The 17477-nt window shown below is 46.8% G+C and carries 18 protein-coding genes; 8 read left to right on the plus strand and 10 right to left on the minus strand.

Features of this window, described 5'->3' with window-relative positions; all coding sequences use genetic code 11:
• Positions 1–95 precede the first annotated feature (95 nt).
• From SRRS_RS17345 to SRRS_RS17360, 4 genes are all read left to right on the plus strand, one after another.
• The gene (locus tag SRRS_RS17345) at positions 96–863 is read left to right on the plus strand and encodes a DUF4130 domain-containing protein (RefSeq protein WP_371362289.1); all 768 of its coding nucleotides are present in this window, start codon (positions 96–98) and stop codon (positions 861–863) included.
• Between the two features lie 3 nt (positions 864–866).
• Entirely contained in the window at positions 867–1649 is a 783-nt protein-coding gene (locus tag SRRS_RS17350; protein WP_371362290.1) for a tRNA 2-thiocytidine biosynthesis TtcA family protein, read from the plus strand.
• Positions 1650–1850: 201 nt separating this feature from the next.
• The gene (locus SRRS_RS17355; RefSeq protein ID WP_371362292.1) at positions 1851–2288 is read left to right on the plus strand and encodes a hypothetical protein; all 438 of its coding nucleotides are present in this window, start codon (positions 1851–1853) and stop codon (positions 2286–2288) included.
• A gap of 120 nt (positions 2289–2408) precedes the next feature.
• Positions 2409–3461: a hypothetical protein gene (locus tag SRRS_RS17360; protein WP_371362294.1), complete on the plus strand. Its 1053-nt coding sequence runs from the start codon at positions 2409–2411 to the stop codon at positions 3459–3461.
• Between the two features lie 78 nt (positions 3462–3539).
• Here the strand turns inward: SRRS_RS17360 and SRRS_RS17365 are convergent, their stop codons facing one another.
• Positions 3540–4754 (minus strand): divergent polysaccharide deacetylase family protein, encoded by a 1215-nt coding sequence (locus SRRS_RS17365; RefSeq protein WP_371362296.1) that lies wholly within the window; start codon positions 4752–4754, stop codon positions 3540–3542.
• A gap of 236 nt (positions 4755–4990) precedes the next feature.
• Between SRRS_RS17365 and SRRS_RS17370 the strand changes: the two genes are divergently transcribed.
• Complete coding sequence (locus tag SRRS_RS17370; protein ID WP_371362297.1) at positions 4991–6820, plus strand: methyl-accepting chemotaxis protein; 1830 nt, start codon at positions 4991–4993, stop codon at positions 6818–6820.
• Positions 6801–7127, plus strand: a complete 327-nt coding sequence (locus SRRS_RS17375) for an STAS domain-containing protein (protein ID WP_371362298.1) — start codon at positions 6801–6803, stop codon at positions 7125–7127. The genes SRRS_RS17370 and SRRS_RS17375 overlap by 20 nt, the downstream gene beginning before the upstream one ends.
• A 97-nt stretch (positions 7128–7224) precedes the next feature.
• Here SRRS_RS17375 and SRRS_RS17380 read toward each other — a convergent pair whose 3' ends face one another.
• Positions 7225–7779 (minus strand): YajQ family cyclic di-GMP-binding protein, encoded by a 555-nt coding sequence (locus SRRS_RS17380; protein WP_371362300.1) that lies wholly within the window; start codon positions 7777–7779, stop codon positions 7225–7227.
• Positions 7780–7994: 215 nt separating this feature from the next.
• Between SRRS_RS17380 and SRRS_RS17385 the strand changes: the two genes are divergently transcribed.
• Positions 7995–9494, plus strand: coding sequence for an IS1182 family transposase (locus tag SRRS_RS17385; protein ID WP_371362301.1), 1500 nt, complete (start codon positions 7995–7997; stop codon positions 9492–9494).
• Between the two features lie 17 nt (positions 9495–9511).
• Here the strand turns inward: SRRS_RS17385 and SRRS_RS17390 are convergent, their stop codons facing one another.
• Both SRRS_RS17390 and SRRS_RS17395 read right to left on the minus strand, forming a co-directional pair.
• The gene (locus tag SRRS_RS17390) at positions 9512–10324 is read right to left on the minus strand and encodes a 3-keto-5-aminohexanoate cleavage protein (protein ID WP_371362302.1); all 813 of its coding nucleotides are present in this window, start codon (positions 10322–10324) and stop codon (positions 9512–9514) included.
• Between the two features lie 16 nt (positions 10325–10340).
• Complete coding sequence (locus tag SRRS_RS17395; RefSeq protein WP_371362304.1) at positions 10341–11678, minus strand: aspartate aminotransferase family protein; 1338 nt, start codon at positions 11676–11678, stop codon at positions 10341–10343.
• Between the two features lie 142 nt (positions 11679–11820).
• Here SRRS_RS17395 and SRRS_RS17400 point away from each other — a divergent pair, with 142 nt between their 5' ends.
• Positions 11821–12696 (plus strand): LysR family transcriptional regulator, encoded by an 876-nt coding sequence (locus tag SRRS_RS17400; RefSeq protein ID WP_371362305.1) that lies wholly within the window; start codon positions 11821–11823, stop codon positions 12694–12696.
• Between the two features lie 352 nt (positions 12697–13048).
• Here SRRS_RS17400 and hisIE read toward each other — a convergent pair whose 3' ends face one another.
• From hisIE to hisC, 6 genes are read right to left on the minus strand one after another with little or no spacing between them, the layout of a single operon-like run.
• Entirely contained in the window at positions 13049–13702 is a 654-nt protein-coding gene (hisIE, locus tag SRRS_RS17405; protein WP_371362307.1) for a bifunctional phosphoribosyl-AMP cyclohydrolase/phosphoribosyl-ATP diphosphatase HisIE, read from the minus strand.
• Positions 13699–14457, minus strand: coding sequence for an imidazole glycerol phosphate synthase subunit HisF (hisF, locus tag SRRS_RS17410; RefSeq protein WP_371362308.1), 759 nt, complete (start codon positions 14455–14457; stop codon positions 13699–13701). Before hisF ends, hisIE begins: the two co-directional genes overlap by 4 nt.
• A complete protein-coding gene (gene hisA, locus SRRS_RS17415) occupies positions 14457–15194 on the minus strand; it encodes a 1-(5-phosphoribosyl)-5-[(5-phosphoribosylamino)methylideneamino]imidazole-4-carboxamide isomerase (RefSeq protein WP_371362309.1) in 738 nt (245 codons plus the stop codon). Before hisA ends, hisF begins: the two co-directional genes overlap by 1 nt.
• Positions 15195–15205: 11 nt before the next feature.
• A complete protein-coding gene (gene hisH / locus SRRS_RS17420) occupies positions 15206–15826 on the minus strand; it encodes an imidazole glycerol phosphate synthase subunit HisH (RefSeq protein ID WP_371369866.1) in 621 nt (206 codons plus the stop codon).
• A 23-nt stretch (positions 15827–15849) separates the two neighbouring features.
• Positions 15850–16437 (minus strand): imidazoleglycerol-phosphate dehydratase HisB, encoded by a 588-nt coding sequence (gene hisB / locus SRRS_RS17425; protein ID WP_371362311.1) that lies wholly within the window; start codon positions 16435–16437, stop codon positions 15850–15852.
• Positions 16434–17477: a histidinol-phosphate transaminase gene (gene hisC / locus SRRS_RS17430; protein WP_371362313.1), complete on the minus strand. Its 1044-nt coding sequence runs from the start codon at positions 17475–17477 to the stop codon at positions 16434–16436. Before hisC ends, hisB begins: the two co-directional genes overlap by 4 nt.

The following is a 17477-nucleotide window of genomic DNA, read 5'->3' on the forward strand; positions in this document are numbered from 1 at the left end:
GTTAGAGCGGCTAAGTTTCTGGATAAGGGCGACATAACCTTCAGATGGGATTAAAATCCCACCTGAAGCTAAGTCTACTTTATGGGGGGACTCGCGTGATCATTTGCTCACAGTCGCCATGGCCGATCATTAAAGCCGCACTACTGGCGCAAATCCACAATGACTTGCCGTGTTTTCATGGCGAACAGGACAGCCTTGGCCTCTTTAAAGACACCACAATATATAACGCTGATAAAATAGCCCTGGGGTCTGCTATCAAGCAACTCGCCGATACCTGCGGACTAAATGCGGCCTGGCTGCTGGGCTCTCCCGGCCAAACTCTGTCCCGGCTGATTGCCGCCAACCTGCGGTATCAGTCAGACGACCGGGCTGCCGTGATTTTTGCCGCCGTCGAACAAGCCATCCGCTACGGGCACTCCTACTGTTTCTGCGGCATCGGCGATATTAGCCGGGTTTTTCTGTCCCGGGCCAAAGTAGTCTCCCATGAAGTACATAAAATGCTGGGGTTCATACGGTTTCATCCGGCTCCCGACAACACGCTCGTCGCTAAACCCAAACTATTTCACCAAACCGCAGACCTTATTCTTAAAAGTTTTGTACCGCGTTATCCCAATACCCGCCTGGTGTTTATCCAGGAAGACAAGGCACTCCTACTGGCTGACGGCAAGCTGACACACACAGCCGCTGCCGTATATCTGCCCTATCTGGAAAGCCAGGATTTTAACACAGCCTGGGAAACCTATTATCAGTCGCAATATATTGCCACCCGTAAGAATATTAAACTTGCCCAGCATGCTATTCCCAAGAAATATTGGAACTGGTTAGCTGAAGGCAAAATTCTGGAAAGCGAGGCTTCCAAATAAGTAATGAAAAAAGATCTGCCGCAAGCCTATCTTAGCCGGTTCATCCGGGCAATTATCGAATTCGATATGCTCCAGGACGGCGACAAAGTTCTTGTCGGCCTGTCCGGAGGTAAAGACAGCTTATTATTAACCTACGCGTTATCTGTTCTTAAAGATATAGCGCCGGTGAAATTTGAGTTAGGCGCTTTTACACTTGATCCCCTGTTTACCGATAATTTTGATGCAACTCCGATCGCAAACTTTTGCCGGGAACTAAATATCCCATTTGGCACCGAAAAAGCCAATATTGCCGGAGTCATCGCCAGTAATCAGGGAAAGGACCCTTGTTTTACCTGTGCGTTCTTCCGCCGCGGTGCAGTTAATACATACGCGAAAAAACATGGTTATAACAAAGTAGCCTTGGCACACCATCACGATGACGCCGTGGAAACTTTCTATATGGGGCTTCTTTATGCAGGCCACCTAAAAACATTCACCCCGGTAACCTACCTAAGCCGGACCGGCCTTACTGTAATCCGCCCTTTGGTATACTTCCGGGAAAGAGAAATAAAAGAAATCATTTCTGAACTTGGACTGACGCCTGTTGCCAGTCCCTGCCCGATTAATGGTAAAACTAAACGCCAGGAGGTCAAGGAACGCATTGCCGCTTTGGAACAAACCGATCCGGCGTTCTATGCCCATCTGGCCGCAGCCATGCGTGGCGGTAAGCCCACCGAGTTATGGCCTGCCGAACTGGACCGCCAGCAGTTGAAACAAAAACATACCGCCTTTTGGCGGCCAAAATAGACATAACATAAGAAAAATCTGTCATTTTATCATAAAGAAAACACGGCTTGCGCCGAGCCTTTGGCGAAAGCGGAAGTCGATGTTGCCCTTATCCAGGCGAAAGTTTTACTTTCTATCAGGATAAAAAAAAAGAGGAAATCTCTGGATATTTGAAGAATATATTCTTGGACTTTAAAATGTAGGAGATTGGAGGTATTTTCTATGGCTTGGATAACAAGAATATGTCTTACCCTGTGTATGGTTATTATGCTGGGCACAACTGTGCCGTCAACCGTTTTAGCTAACGGCAATGACCTGACCCGTGTAACGGTATTGGTCAAAATTGAAAACCCCGATTATTTCTGGCAATACCCGTTTTTTGGCAAACAATTAGACCGGATCACCATTTCCAGCTATGGCAAGACCTATACGATTGCCGCTTCATCAGATTCTGAAAAAATTGAGATAGAAGTGCCAACAGACTATTACTTACGGATGAATATCCAATTACAAAATGGGGGTGCAACCCTCCAGAGCCTTTCGTATTCTTCAAAACACCGGATTAGGCGGTCAGACCCAACCATGACCATTGTACTCAAAGCACCAGAGCCGCAGTCGATTAAAATTTCCTCTGAAGATTTTGAAGCTACCCGTTCCTAATTTAACATAAAGAAAACGCGGCTTGTGCCGAGACAAATGCAAACACCCTGCCTCACTCAGGGTGTTTTTTACTTTGTTTTAGCCATACTACTATTGTAATTTCAACGAAGGAGCTGCTCTATGCAGGCATCGATTTTAGTCTATCGCTTATACGACACGGCTAATGCTATTGATCTAGCCATGGCAGAGACGTTGCTGGCGACCGGCGGGCATGTTTCCAGGTTACGTCTGACCCGTGTTTCGCCCAAGGCTATCGCTTTTAAAGATCCGCCTGTCACAGTTCTCTTAACCCAACAACAAATTCCCATTGGCGACAAATCGTTTATTGCCGATGTCCGGGCAAGAATTTATGGTTTGGGTGTAATCAGCATTACCCTCCGGGTTAATCTGCCGCCTGAGTTTAACTACCCGGATTTGATTGACCTGGCACCCTTGCTTGATCACATTCCGGATACTATTTTCCTGCATACCTTAGAAACGGTCATTGCCGGTATCAGACCGGCCATTGAACACGAGCGCCCGCCTGCTGTCGAAGAAGACTTTACCATATATTATTTCCGCGAATGGCAGGAAGACTGGGATCCTGTTCCGATTCTCCTGGCGGAAAAAGAGCCTGTAAGTCCCGAAACACGCCGGGAAACACTGGCCTATCGCTTATCCTATGCCAACGATTTTACCATCTTAGGCTGGAATACGACACTGGTGTTCGATCCAACCGGCAGTCCGGATATTCCCGATCTCTTAGAATTCGCCAATGCGCAATTCCTTGAGCTACATTACTACGACCTGCTGCTCGATCAAGAAATAGATAAAATGTACGATTCTATCGCCGAAGCCGAGCGTACCATCGTCTACCGCCGGCTTGCCAAATACCGCCGCATACGCCGGCAGCTTTTGGAACTTATGGCCGATATCACAACAATCACCAGCGAAATAGAAAACTCACTTAGAATCACCGAAGACATTTTCTATGCCAGAGTATATACGACCTATCTCCGCATATTGCGTATCCATGACTGGACGGACAGTATTGACCAGCGGGTTGAAATCATTCAGCGCAGTTACAACCTGCTGACTGACGAAGTAGTTACCCACCGGGCCGAAGTCATGGAGATTGCCATCATTGTCCTTATCGCTCTGGAAATCGTATTATCGCTCCTGCGTATTACTTAGCCAGCTTACTACTTCCCGGAAATTAAATACTAAACCCCGGCATTGCTCTACACAATCGCCGGGGTCTGTTTTTTTAAATTAATTAAGCAGTTGGTTGACATACACCAGCCGGATTCCAGCTGCTTCAATCTCAGGTATCATCTCGCGCACAGCGATAACGGTATTGGGCCGGGCATGGCCAATCACGGTTACACTGCCATTTTTATGAGCCATATCTATGGCTTTTCGCAGTTGTTTTTTTATTAAGTCTATATCCGGGCTGTTATCGATAAACAATTCATTTTCCCCTGTTCTGATCCCCATCTGCCGGGAAACTTCGGCGGCTATGGTTTTGCCACTGGTGCGGCTGTCAAGGAAAAACAAGTTTTCTGACTTAATAACGCTAAGCACGGTCTTCATAACCCGTCTATCGGACGTTGCCCGCGAGCCCTGATGGTTATTAACCCCTTTAATCCCGGGGATTGAGTTAATCGCTTTCGTTACCTTTTCTTTTATTTCCTCGTCACTCATGTCTACGGTAATGACAACAGGCTCTTGTGCTTCGGCTGCCGCCATGGGTTCCAGCGGTAAATGCAGCATAACCACATGACCGGCCGCTGCAGCACGGGAAGCAGCTTCATTGCTATACGTACGATAGGGCAGAACAGCAAAGGTAATTGGCCGCCCCATTTCGAGATAACCGGCAATCGGGTCATGCGTATACCCAAAATCATCAACAAGTATGGCCATTTTTCCCCGGTTGCCTTCCGCCTTAGGTTTTTCCGGCGGCAGTGTGCCTTTATCTTTCACAATATATAACTTGTCAGTTACTAATGTGAGCGGTTCATTATTTAACACATCTTTAATACCTACATCAATCCTGGTGGCCGGGGCCCCATTATAGGTATCAGGTTCTGTGCCAAGCACTTTTCCGCCAGCTTTAGCAACCAGCGGCGTTAACGTCTGTACGACTGCTTCCGGGCTCACGTTTTCCGGTGGTACCAGCAGCATACTCCGGGCATGCCAGCGGATAGTACCTTCCACACCCTTGCGAGGAACCTCGCGGTTGGCTTCCTTGGTCTCTTTCGGAGAAAGCTTACTATTGGCAAGACCCGTATCAACGGCAGTATGAATTTTAGAAGCCGTGTCGGTAAAATTAAGCACCACCCCGGCACCGGTCTTTTCCAAGTTATAACCGGGAGTAGGCGAAGGCTGTTTTTCCGGGGTTTGATTCATTTGATAAAAAATAATAATAGCCAACACTGCCACAATTGCCAGTATCCATTTCTTATTGAATGACGTTTTTTTAGCCATGCGAGTTCTCCTTGTCTACTGTAGTAGTTGCAAATTATCCGGCAAACTTATTTTTAGATTTCAACATAATTATAAAGTTATATTGTCTGTCGTGTCTACTTGTTTCTTGTAACGAGACTTAACAAAACCTTAACCTTGTGTTAACCGTACCTTAAAAAAGCCTGGGAGGATAATGGTCTGGAAAAAACTAACGTTTTTAATATAGACTTCAAATCGGATGCAAAGGAGTTCTTACCGTGAACTTTTTACAGCGTATCGCCAATCATTGCAAATGTACTCGCAATTCATTATTTGCTGCCAACTGTGCATTAGACCGATTGCTGAATCGACTAAGTTTAAAAGCCAAATTGCTAACCGCTGTGGCCATCCTGTCGGTACTATCCATTGTCGTCGGTGTGGCCGGTCTACAAAGCAGCAAGTCTTCCAATGACGCCCTCAGAGAAATGTATAATAACCGGATTGTATCGCTGCAGCATATAAAAATTATTTCCGATTCCTTTACCATACAGGTTATTGATACCTGCCATAAGGTTAGTGACGGTCATATGGCATGGGCACTGGGACGGAATAAACTGAATGAAGGAGCGGGCTCGATTCAAAGTCAGTGGACTGCTTACAAGAGCCAGCCGCTGACGGTTGACGAACAGCATGTTGTTGCCGAAATTGACGGTTTTTTCGGTATCGCCAATGGCGCCCTCGCTAAAGCATCCGACATCATGATGAAAGAAGATAAACAAGCGTTAGCCTCTTTTATGATCGAAGAATTGTATTCAAGTATTGAACCTGTCTCCGGTAAGCTTTCCGAACTGCTGGACCTGCAGCTGGAGTTGGCTAAACGTGAGTGCCAACAGGCGGACGCCAACTATCATAGGCTTGTTGTCACCTTCACGACGCTAATTGTAACCGGCTTACTTGCAGCCATCGGCCTTGTGCTCTATCTCTTGCGGCTGGTACTTCGGGACATTGGTACTATGGTGGCCTGTGTAGAGCAAGCAGCTGCAGGTAATTTGGCATTAACTGAAATACCGGTAACGGCAAATGACGAAATTGGCCGCCTGGGAATTGCCATAAATACTATGGTAAAAAAATTGCGTTCGCTGGCGCAAACGGTCTCCACCTCAGCCGAGCAGGTAGTCACCTCGTCAGAGGAAACAGCGGCTTCGGTTGAGCAAGTATCGACAACCGCGGCCCAAGTTGCCGCCAGCAGCTCCGAACTTGCCCGTGACGCCGCCATCGGTACCGGCTCTGTGGTAGAAGTATCGAAGTCTTTGCTAGAACTATCCTCACTTATTGATATTGCCAAACGGGAAGCAGCCTCGGCAGCAGCTAATTCCAAAACGACACTTACCACCGCACTGTCCGGTCGCGAAACAGTAGAGCATACGGTTACAAGCATGGACAGCATCCGGCACAAAACTTTGGAAACCGAAGAATTAATGACTGCCCTCAATGCGTATATTGCCAAAATCGGTGCCATTACCGAAACCATTACCGCCATAGCCTCGCAAACCAAGCTCTTATCTCTCAATGCCACCATTGAAGCCGCCCGGGCCGGTGAAGCAGGACGCGGTTTTGCGGTAGTAGCTAAGGAAGTCCAGAAACTAGCGGAACAATCAACCCAGGGAGCAGCTGAAGTAGCGACATTAATTCAAAAGGTAACGGAGAGTACCTCGGCCGCGGTAAGAGCCATGCAAAGCAGCCGCAACGAAGTGGAAGCAGGCGTAGCCAGCGCCGGGCAGGCTAATTTGGCCCTGGAAAATATTTTGAACGCCGTGAATAATACAGTAACAGACATTGGTGCTGTCCTGTCGGTTACCGATGAAGAAGTCACACAATCGGACAGGATTATTGATTTAATTGATTCTCTTGCCACTGTTATCGAAAACACTGCCACCCAGGCAGAAGAGGTTTCAGCCGCCACCAAACAAACGGCCAGCGTCATGGACTCACTTGCCACTAATTCTGTTGAGACTAATACGATGGCTGGTAAACTGAAAACCGCTATCAGTTTTTTCACCTTTAATCAAAACAAGGAGGAATCGGAACATGGTCTATCCGGAATATAACATTGTCGATAACGAGGTAGTTATCACCTTATCAGGCAGTATGCAGGGAGAATTGGCGTTCTCCGTCCGGGAAGCAGTTCTCCAATACATAGCCAAAGGCTACTCGCATTTCATGATGGATTTTTCCCAGGTAACCTCCATTAATGCAACCGGGTTAGGCATGCTTGTTAATATCGAGAAGCGGGCCCGTCAAAACGACGGAGCGGTTGTACTGCGGGGACTTGGCAACGCAGTGCAGGAAACTTTTGACCGAACCCGGCTGACTAAAGCCTTCACTATTGTGGACAGCAAGTCCTCAGTAGCGTAGGAGATAGTTAACCTTTCCTACAGGACAATAAAACGGGATTGCCTGCTGCACTCACGAAGGAGGAATGGCACCATGCAATCCCGTTGTTATTTTAGGTTTATGAGCGGAAGTTAATAAACTGTAAATCAATGCCGAAGTCTTTTTCCTTCAGCTTTTGCATAACTGCTTGCAGATCATCTTTCTTAGCCCCGGTTACCCGTACTTGGTCATCCATGATCTGTGCCTGAACTTTTAGCTTTTGTTCTTTAATGTAGTTTACTACCGCCTTGGCTTTTTCTTTGCCGATGCCTTTTTGAATAGTAATCGTCTGCTTTACGGTACCACTAAAAGCCGACTCGATTTTTCCCGGATCAAGACATTTTAGAGGAACATTACGTTTAACCATTTTTGTCCGCAGGACATCCAACATGGCACCCAGTTTATACTCATCTTCCGCCGAAAGCTTCAAAGACTCCTTGTCTAAAACCATTTCGGCTTTGCTGCCTTTGAAGTCATAGCGTTGTCCAATTTCTTTCGTTGTTTGGTTAACCGCGTTGTCCATCTCCTGCAAGTCTACTTCTGATACAATATCGAACGAGCAATCTTTTGCCATAACCAGTAACCCCTTTCCTAGAAAACAGTAATCAATACCATAATTCTCTATTATATCCAAAAAACCTCCTGTTTTAGCCCTGTCAACCTTTATTTGCCTGTTCGCATTCTAAATGTGGAGAGGCATTAAGATAAAAGGCGCAGACTGTAATGTCTGCGCCTCAGGCTGTCGACAAAGTCGGCAGCCTTTTTATATTTGAGAACCTCTTCTAATCTGGTGTGAAATATAGTAAAATAGAGATAATAAGAGATAATAAGAGATTGGGAGAGATAATCGTGCTTAAGAAGAAAAACAGAGTGATAACCGACCAAGTCGAATTTGTTTGTCTAAGCGAGCTAGTTCCACAAGATCATTTACTGCGCTTAGTTGATGCAAGCATAAATTTCGATTTTATATATGATGAAGTTAAAGATTTATACAGTGATACTACTGGCAGACCCAGTATCGATCCGGTCGTTCTGATAAAATTGCTAGTACTGCAGATTTTGTACGGTATTACATCTATGCGTCAAACAATTAGCGATGCTCAAGTCAATCTTGCTTACCGCTGGTTCTTAGGCTACGGCTTTCAGGAGAAGATACCGCATTTTTCTACCTTCGGGAAGAATTATGAAAGACGGTTTAAAGAAAGTGACCTCTTTGAAAAAATCTTTGAAAGAGTGTTATTTGAGGCCATAGAATGTGGTTTTATCAAAGCAGATGCTGTATTTTTTGATGCTAGTCATATTAAGGCCAACGCCAATAAAAACAAGTATGTTAAAAAGATGGCCCAGCATCGAGTACATAAATATAAGCGTGAATTGATGATTGAAATTAACGCTGACCGTGAATCACATGGCAAGAAACCTTTTACCGATGACAACGACAATGATTCTGACGGAACAATGATTGAAGAAAAGGAAGTCAAAGAAAGTACAACTGACCCAGAAAGTGGTATGTTCCATAAAGGTGAAAAAGAGCGTTGCTTTGCTTACACCGCCACAGTGGCCTGTGAGCGCAACAATTTTATTCTTGGTGTTAAAACAGCCCCAGGTAATGTTCATGATAGTCAGGTGTTTACCGATGTATTTCAAGATGTCATTGAAAAATTTAATGACATAAAAGCAGTAGTTGCCGATTCTGGTTACAAAACGCCGGGAGTATGTCGTGAAATTATGCAAGCAAATAAAATACCGGTTATGCCCTACAAACGCCCCATGACTAAAGAAGGATACTTTAAGAAATACGAGTATGTTTATGACGAATACTATGACTGCTATATCTGCCCCAATAACCAAGTGCTAAAATATTCCACTACAAATAGAGAAGGCTATCGGGAATACAAAAGCAATCCCAAGATATGTGTCCAATGCTCACTGCGTATACAATGTACCCAAAGCCAAAACTTTACAAAAGTCGTAAACCGGCATATCTGGGAATCTTACGTTGAATATGCAGAGGATGTCCGTCATACTCACCAAGGCCAAGACCTATATCGCCGCCGAAGCCAAACCATTGAACGTGTCTTCGCAGATGCGAAAGAAAGACATGGAATGCGCTATACTCGCTATCGTGGCTTGAGGAAAGTACAACACTACCTCACGCTTCTTTTTGCGTGTATGAATTTAAAGAAGTTAGCAATGTGGAAAAAAAAGCGCGGTATGTTACCGCCTTTTTCAAGAACTTTTCCGTCTATGTTATCAAAATTTATGAAACTCGTAACTATTAACAAATCCCGCTTGTTGGCCTTCCGGCCTGAAGCGGGATTTGTCTACACTCTGAGGCGCAGACTGTAATGTCTGCGCCTCTGTATTTATTCTAAGCCCCAGATTCGTTTTACATCACCCGGTGTAGCGATTTCCCGGCCCATAGCCTTGGCAATGCCGGCTATACGTTCCACCAATGCAATATTTGTTGCCAGTACACCTTTGGAGTAGTAAATATTATCTTCGATACCAACCCGGACATGTCCGCCTAACGCCATAGCCATGACGGACAGTGGCAGGTGCTGCGCCCCTACGATTGACACGCTCCATACCGCATCCGGCGGCAGACTCTCAACAAGGAAGAAAAGATTCTTGGGAGTAGCAGGTAAAGAACCTTTAACCCCTAATACCAGATTAAACTGAAGTGGCTCTTTGATCAGTCCTTTCTTCTTGAGATCAAGGGCATTACTAATCATAGCAGCGTCAAAAATTTCAATCTCCGGCTTGATGTTTCTCTCGATCATGGTTTGCGCCAGGTATTCTACTAAGCCAGGCTCGTTAAGATTGGCGGAGTTAGGAAAATTGGAAGAACCGGTGGACAAACTTGCCGATACCGGATTTAAGGCCAGTGCTTCAGCCCGGGCCTCTGCCGTTTTACCAGCGCGGGCGCCTGTAGATATTTGTTTAATAATCGGGCAGCCTGTTCTATCGATAGCATTAACAATTTCCGCAAAGCAATTTAGCTCCGAAGTAGGTTTTCCTTCGGCATCCCGGGCATGAATATGAACGACAGCGGCCCCCCGTTCATAACAGGCAACAACATCTTCTACAATTTCCGCCGGAGTAACCGGCACATACGGTGTCATGCTCTTGGTCGGCACATTACCGGTAGGAGCAATGGTAATAATCAGTTTTTCCATCTTATTTCCCCCTTATTTATTTATTAAATGCAATTCTTTTTTCAAATTCGGCAAAACCGTCGGCCATGGCAGCTACCAGTTCGTCAGCTTGTTCTATGGTCAGCGTAAGGGGTGGTGCCAAAAGAATGTGGTCGCCATTTTCCCCATCTGCACTACCTGTCCCCGGGTAGACGATAACACTATGTTTAATTAATGCTGCAGTCAATTTTTCTGCCATACCTAAGGCAACTTGAAAGGGTTCTTTAGTGTCTTTGTCTTTAACAAGTTCTACGCCCAACATCAGGCCTTTTCCTCTAACATCCCCCACAAACCAATACGGCAGCAGTTTTTCCTGAAGTTTACCCAGGAGATACTCGCCCACTAGACGGGAGTTTTCCACCAGGTTCTCTTCGATCAAGGTTTTAACCACAGCTACGGAAACAGCGGCAGACAGGGGATTGCCACCATACGTATGCCCATGAACAAAAACACCGGAACCCTGTTTAAAGGCTGCATGAATTTCATCTTTAACAACAACCCCGCCGATCGGCGAATAACCGGCACTCATGCCTTTAGCCACACAAATCATGTCGGGAACAACGCCCCAGTCGGCAATACTGAACATAGTACCGGTACGGCCAAATCCGGCCATTACTTCATCGTCAATGTACAATATATCATAATGATCGCAGATCTGCCGGATAATCTTAAAATACTCTTTATGCGGAACAATGGCACCGCAAGCAGCACCGCCGACACTTTCGGCAATAAAGGCGGCAACATTGTCGGCTCCTTCCATTTTTAACGCCCGTTCTAAATCTAAGGCACATTCTACACTGCAGCTGTCCTGATTTTTGCCAAACGGACAGCGATAGCAGTAAGCTGGCGCTATATGGGGAAAATCCAATAGTAGCGGACCATACTTTTTCCGACGTTTGTCGCCGGTCATGGATAACGCCCCTATGGTATTGCCATGGAAGCTCTTCCACCGCGAAATTATCTTGTATTTACTTGATTTACCATCACGCTCCAAGTAGTACTGGCGTGCCATTTTCAAAGCAGCTTCGGTCGCTTCCGATCCCCCGGAAACTAAATAGAGTTTATTTAAGGTTCCCGGCGCCAGTTCACCAACAAGCGCAGCCAATTCCTTGATAGAACCTGAAGTCCACCTGGATAAGTGACTGAACGCAACCTTGCCGGCTTGTTCCGCCATAGCAGCCAGGATGCGGGGATGGGCATGCCCCAGGTTTGATACGGCAGCACCGGAACAGGCATCCATATAGCGGTTGCCATCGGTATCATACAGGTATATCCCTTCACCATATTGTACTTCCATGTAGTTTTTATTTACATTACGATAAAATACATGATCCATGTTACCCACCTCTCTCCCATGTTTATACTCATTTGTATAGACTTTGGTTTGAGGGTAGTATATCATGGGTATAGTTATAAATAGAAATTATTGTTATTTATATCATCAATCACTATAAATAATAGTTAAAAAGGAGTGCGTTATGGAGCTAAGACAATTACAGATATTTGTTACGGCAGCCCAAACTCTCAATTTTACTAAAGCGGCTTTGAAACTGGGGTATACGCAATCCAATATCACCAGCCAAATCCGGCAGTTAGAAGACGAATTGAACGTTAGGCTATTTGAACGTTTCGGCAAAAGTCTGCGCTTAACCAATGAAGGAAAGCAGTTCTGTAAACATGCAATAAGCATCCTTGACCAGTGCACAAGAGCCAAAGAAGAGTTGTCCCCGCAAACGGGAGTTTTACATATTGGAGCTGCAGAAACACTCTGCGTAAATCGACTGCCAAAACTACTAACCAAATACCGGAGTAAATACCCGCTGATTGAAATCAGGGTACAAACAGAAAGCTGTCAGCAGTTATTTAACTTACTGCGGGATAATGCCATCGATGTCGCCCTGGCGCTTACCGACCAAATTCATCAGCCGGACATGCAGGTAACCACTCTCTATGATGAGGCTATGGCTGTCGTGGTAAGCCCCCAGCATCCCCTTGCCGCAAAGCAAGCCCTTAGACCGGAGGATTTAGCCAATCAAAGTCTCATCCTTACAACCGAAGGCTGTGGCTACCGCCCTATTGTTCTTAATGCCTTGGCAATACACCAAGTCCAACCTGCCACCATCATGGAACTTTCCAGTGTTGGTGCAATTATACAATGTACTGCCTGTGGGTTAGGAGTTGCCGTATTGCCCAAAATTGCCGTCACCGATGAACTGAAACGAAAAAAACTCATTGAATTACCCTGGCAAGGCCCTGCATTTGCTATTAAAACCCAGCTTATTTATCACAAAGAAAAGTGGCTATCGCCAGCAATCAGAGTTTTCCTGGAGTTATGTCAATCGTTAAAAGTATAATAAGAAAAACCGCTTACGCGGTCCTTTGGTATTAAGTACATCCGAAATTCGATATTATAATTCCAGTATAAAGCTGAAGAGGTTCTTACTTTTGTCATTGCCACAAAAGTACCAAAAGGTCTAGGCCCGAAGCCTCCAAAAGCTGAAAAGCCAGGCGGTACTCCTAAAATCCGTAAACTCGCTGTGCTCAAACAGTACGGATTTATTAACGGAATACCGCCTGGCTTTTCTCCTGCGGAACGCTTTTTCCGGCAAAGGGCCCGGGGTTATGGGAGTTACGGGAGTTATTGTGGACTCCGTGAGTCCCCCCCAAAAAAGGGGTTAATGAAGATTTTGTAATCGCAATATATCTCTACTTCCGGCGCTTCTTCAATTCTTCAAACAATTCGCTTGGTGTAATGTTGTGGTTAGCCAAGAGTACCAGACAATGATACCAGAGGTCGGCCATCTCGTAGAGTATTTCGGCTTTGTCATTATTTTTTGAAGCGATAATGGTTTCAGCCGCTTCTTCGCCAACTTTTTTCAGGATTTTGTCCTGCCCTTTTTCAAACAGGTAATTGGTATACGAACCCTCTTGGGGGTTATGCTTTCGGTCATTTATTACATGATAGAGTTCATACAGCACGCTGGCTAATGGCTCTTTATACACTTTATCCGGATCAACCAGTCTGGCGGCCTGTTCTGCCTCGGTATCCAGCCTGCGGCTAAAGCAGGAGAAGGTACCTTCATGACAGGCAGCCCCTGTTTGCACTACCTTAACCAAGAGAGTATCGCCATCACAATCATAATAAATTTCTTTGACTGCCTGCACATGTCCGGATGTTTCCCCTTTTTTCCACAGCGCTTGACGGCTGCGACTGTAAAACCAAGTCACTCCGGTTGACAGTGTTTTGGCTACCGCCTCGGCGTTCATGTAGGCCAGCATGAGCACTGTTCCTGACGCCTCATCCTGAATAATTGCCGGCACTAAGCCGCCGGCATCATATTTTATCTTATCCAAATTCATAATCTCACCTCAACCCCACAGGTTTTCAGATATTCCTTAACCTGACCAACAGTAAACTGCCCATAGTGAAATACCGACGCAGCCAACACGGCATCGGCTTTACCTTCTGTCAAAACTTGACCAAAATGTTCGAGTTCACCGGCTCCGCCGGAAGCAATGACAGGCACATTGACAGCCTCTGATACCGCCTTAGTTAACGGTATGTCATAGCCGTCTTTGGTTCCGTCCTTATCCATACTTGTAAGAAGGATTTCCCCGGCACCCAGTTCGACGCCGCGTTTGATCCATTCGATTACATCCATACCTGTCGGGGTACGACCACCGTTAATATAGACTTCCCAGGTACTGTCTCCCGACCGGCGGGCATCTACTGCCAACACAATGCACTGGCGGCCAAACCGTTTGGCACCTTCGGCCAAAAGCTCCGGATTTTTGACGGCTGCCGTATTCAGCGAAACTTTGTCCGCTCCGGCTTTGAGCATTACCCGGATATCCTCAACCGTACGAATGCCGCCACCTACGGTAAACGGGATGAACACTTCGGATGCCACTCTTTCAACTACGTCGACCATAGTCTTACGCCCGTCGGAAGAAGCAGTAATGTCTAAAAAAACCAACTCATCGGCAAGCTTACTGTCATAGACCTTAGCCAGTTCCACCGGGTCACCGGCATCACGTAAGCCAACAAAATTAGTCCCTTTCACCACCCGCCCGTCTTTGACGTCAAGACAGGGAATAATCCGCTTAGTGTACATTAGACTGTTCCCTCCTTAGCTAGACGAATGGCCGCCGTCAGGTCAACAGCGCCTGTATAAATGGCTTTACCAACGATTACGCCTTCCATACCGCCGTCGGCGTTAGCCGCAGTAAGCGCAGTAATATCGTCCAGGCTTTTAACGCCGCCGGAGGCAATGACCGGAATTCCGGCTGCCTTGGCAAGTGCTGCGGTTGCCGCTACATTAACCCCTTGCAAGGTACCATCCCGGGATATGTCTGTGTAAATAATCCGGGCAACCCCGGCTGCCGCCATCTTTTGGGCCAATTCTTCCGCACCAATCCCGCCGGCTGTTCCCCAGCCATCAACCGCCGCCTGACCGTCCCGGGCGTCAATACCAACAACAATCCTGCTGCCGAACTGCCGGCAGGCTTCCCGTACCAATTCCGGGTTACGGACAGCAACAGAACCTAAAATTACTCGACTGACACCCACTGCCAGCACTTGTTCAATCGTATCGATTGTCCTAATACCACCGCCCAGTTGTACCGGGATTATTGCTGTCTTTACGATGGCGCCGACTACCTCCAGGTTGACCGGCTTACCGGCTACCGCACCATCCAGGTCAACCACATGCAGATACTCCGCCCCGGCAGCCACCCATTTTCGCGCCATTTCCGGCGGGTTATCAGCAAAAACTGTTTCTTTATCAAATCGTCCTTCGGTAAGCCTAACACAACGCCCGCCCCGAATATCAATTGCCGGAAAAATAATCATATGTTCAACTCCTACCGTACAAGAAAATTAGCCAAAATGGTAAGTCCTGCCGCACTTGATTTTTCGGGATGGAATTGCACGGCCTGCACATTGCCACAGCCAACAGCCGCTGTTACTGCACCCCCATAATCGGTAACTGCGGTAACTACACCGGCATCCTCGGGTATGGCGTGATAGCTGTGCACAAAATACACATAAGGCGCCGGCGGCAGTCCGGTAAACAACTGGCTGGCTGTACGCAGTTCAAGACTATTCCAACCCATATGCGGGATTTTTAGACCAGGGGCAATTATCTTACATACCTTTCCCGGCAAAATTCCCAAGCCTGCAACCCCCGGAGCTTCTTCGCTGCCATCGAATAACAATTGCAAACCAAGACAAATGCCAAAAAAAGGCGTGCCGCGTCCGGCCACTTCTTTAATACAGTCAATAAGGCCATAATCAGCAAGGTTAGCCATGCAGTCGCCAAAAGCCCCCACTCCAGGCAGCACGGCTTTTGTCGCCTGCCTGATCACTGCCGGGTCACTCGTAACAACAATTTCGTATTGACTCCCGGCTTCGTTATTCAGTCTGGCAAACGCTTTGGCTACGCTATGCAGATTGCCCATACCATAATCAATAATTGCTAAAATTTCCTGCGCCATAGCCAGCCTCCTTACAATATTCCTTTTGTGGACATAACACCTTTAATCCTGTCGTCCTGCCGGGTGGCTTCATCCAGCGCCCGTCCAAATGCTTTAAAAATGGCTTCAATAATATGATGGGTGTTCTTGCCTGACAGCAGTCGGACATGCAGCGTAAGTCCGGCATGAATTGACATCGCCCGAAAGAATTCTTCGGTAAGTTCACTGTCAAACTGACCGACACGTTCACTTGGCAGCACAGCCTCAAACACTAAATACGGCCGGCCGCTGACATCCAGCGATACCATCGCTAAGGCTTCATCCATGGGCACAAAAGCAGTGCCGTAGCGTTTGATACCGGTTTTGTCGCCTAATGCCTTCGCCAAAGCTTGCCCCAGGACAATTCCCATATCCTCTACCGTATGGTGTCCGTCAACCGCTAAATCTCCTTTGGCTTCCGCCACAAGGTCAAATAACCCGTGTTTTCCCAACAAGGTTAACATATGGTCAAAAAAGCCAATGCCGGTACTTACTTGGGTCTGCCCGCTGCCGTCAATAGTTAACGTTACTTTTATGGCCGTTTCTCCGCTTACGCGTTCAATACAGGCTGTACGGCTCATAACGTGATAGCCTCCAGAACCGCGTTATTTTCCGCCGGGGTACCAATACCTATCCGGATACAGCCGCTAAGCCCGGGAGCGGTGCTAAAATCACGAACGCCAATGCCGCGCTCGTTTAAACGGGCAACAATAGCTGCCGCGTTTTCACTCTTGATCAGCAGGAAGTTGGTTTGCGAAGGATATACGGTGATGCCGGAAATAGCACCCAAAGCCGCAGCCATCCGCGTGCGCTCACGGCTGTTTTCCGCAATACTGTCAGCAAAGTACTGACGCATGCTGAATACGATTTCAGCGGTAGCCAGCGTCAAAGCATTTACGTTATAGGGCAAAAGTACTTTTCCGGCGGTTTTCGCAATTTCCTCACTGGCCAAGAGATAACCCACCCGGGCAGACGCCAGGCCGTAGGCTTTGGAAAAAGTACGGGCTATAGCAACATTAGGGTACTTTTTCAGCAAGCCTACTGAAGTGCTCCCATAAAACTCATGATAGGCTTCGTCAACCACAACCAGACTTTTGGTGTTGGCCACAATGTATTCCACTTGGTCCTGAGGCATCACAGTGCCTGTTGGATTGTTAGGATTGCAAAGAAGAACAACGCCGGCTTGGGTCTGGGCAGCGGTCGCCAGTAATTTATCCGCATCCAAACTAAAATCAGCATTTAATTCCACCGGTACAGGCCGGCTGTCAGCCAGTTTGGCATAAATGCCGTACATAGAGAACGACGGAGTGGGATACACAATACTGCGCCCGGCACCGCTAAAGGAGAAACATAAGGCTTCTAAGACTTCACTGGAACCATTGCCGATAAGGACATTAGCTGCTGTTAAACCATACGCTGCACCAATAGCCGTCTTTAACGACTGTGCACTTATTTCGGGATACCTGTTAAAGGGTAATGCCGCTAATTTTTCCATAACTTTGGCTTTAACAGCAGGCGGTAAATCGGTCGGCCGTTCGTTGGCATCAATCTTAATCGGCCAATTTATTTCTTCTACCGAATAAGGTTTTAAAGTTTCGAGTCCAACCCGTGGTAAAAACAT

The organism is Sporomusa rhizae (assembly GCF_041428845.1).
Lineage (GTDB): Bacteria > Bacillota > Negativicutes > Sporomusales > Sporomusaceae > Sporomusa > Sporomusa rhizae.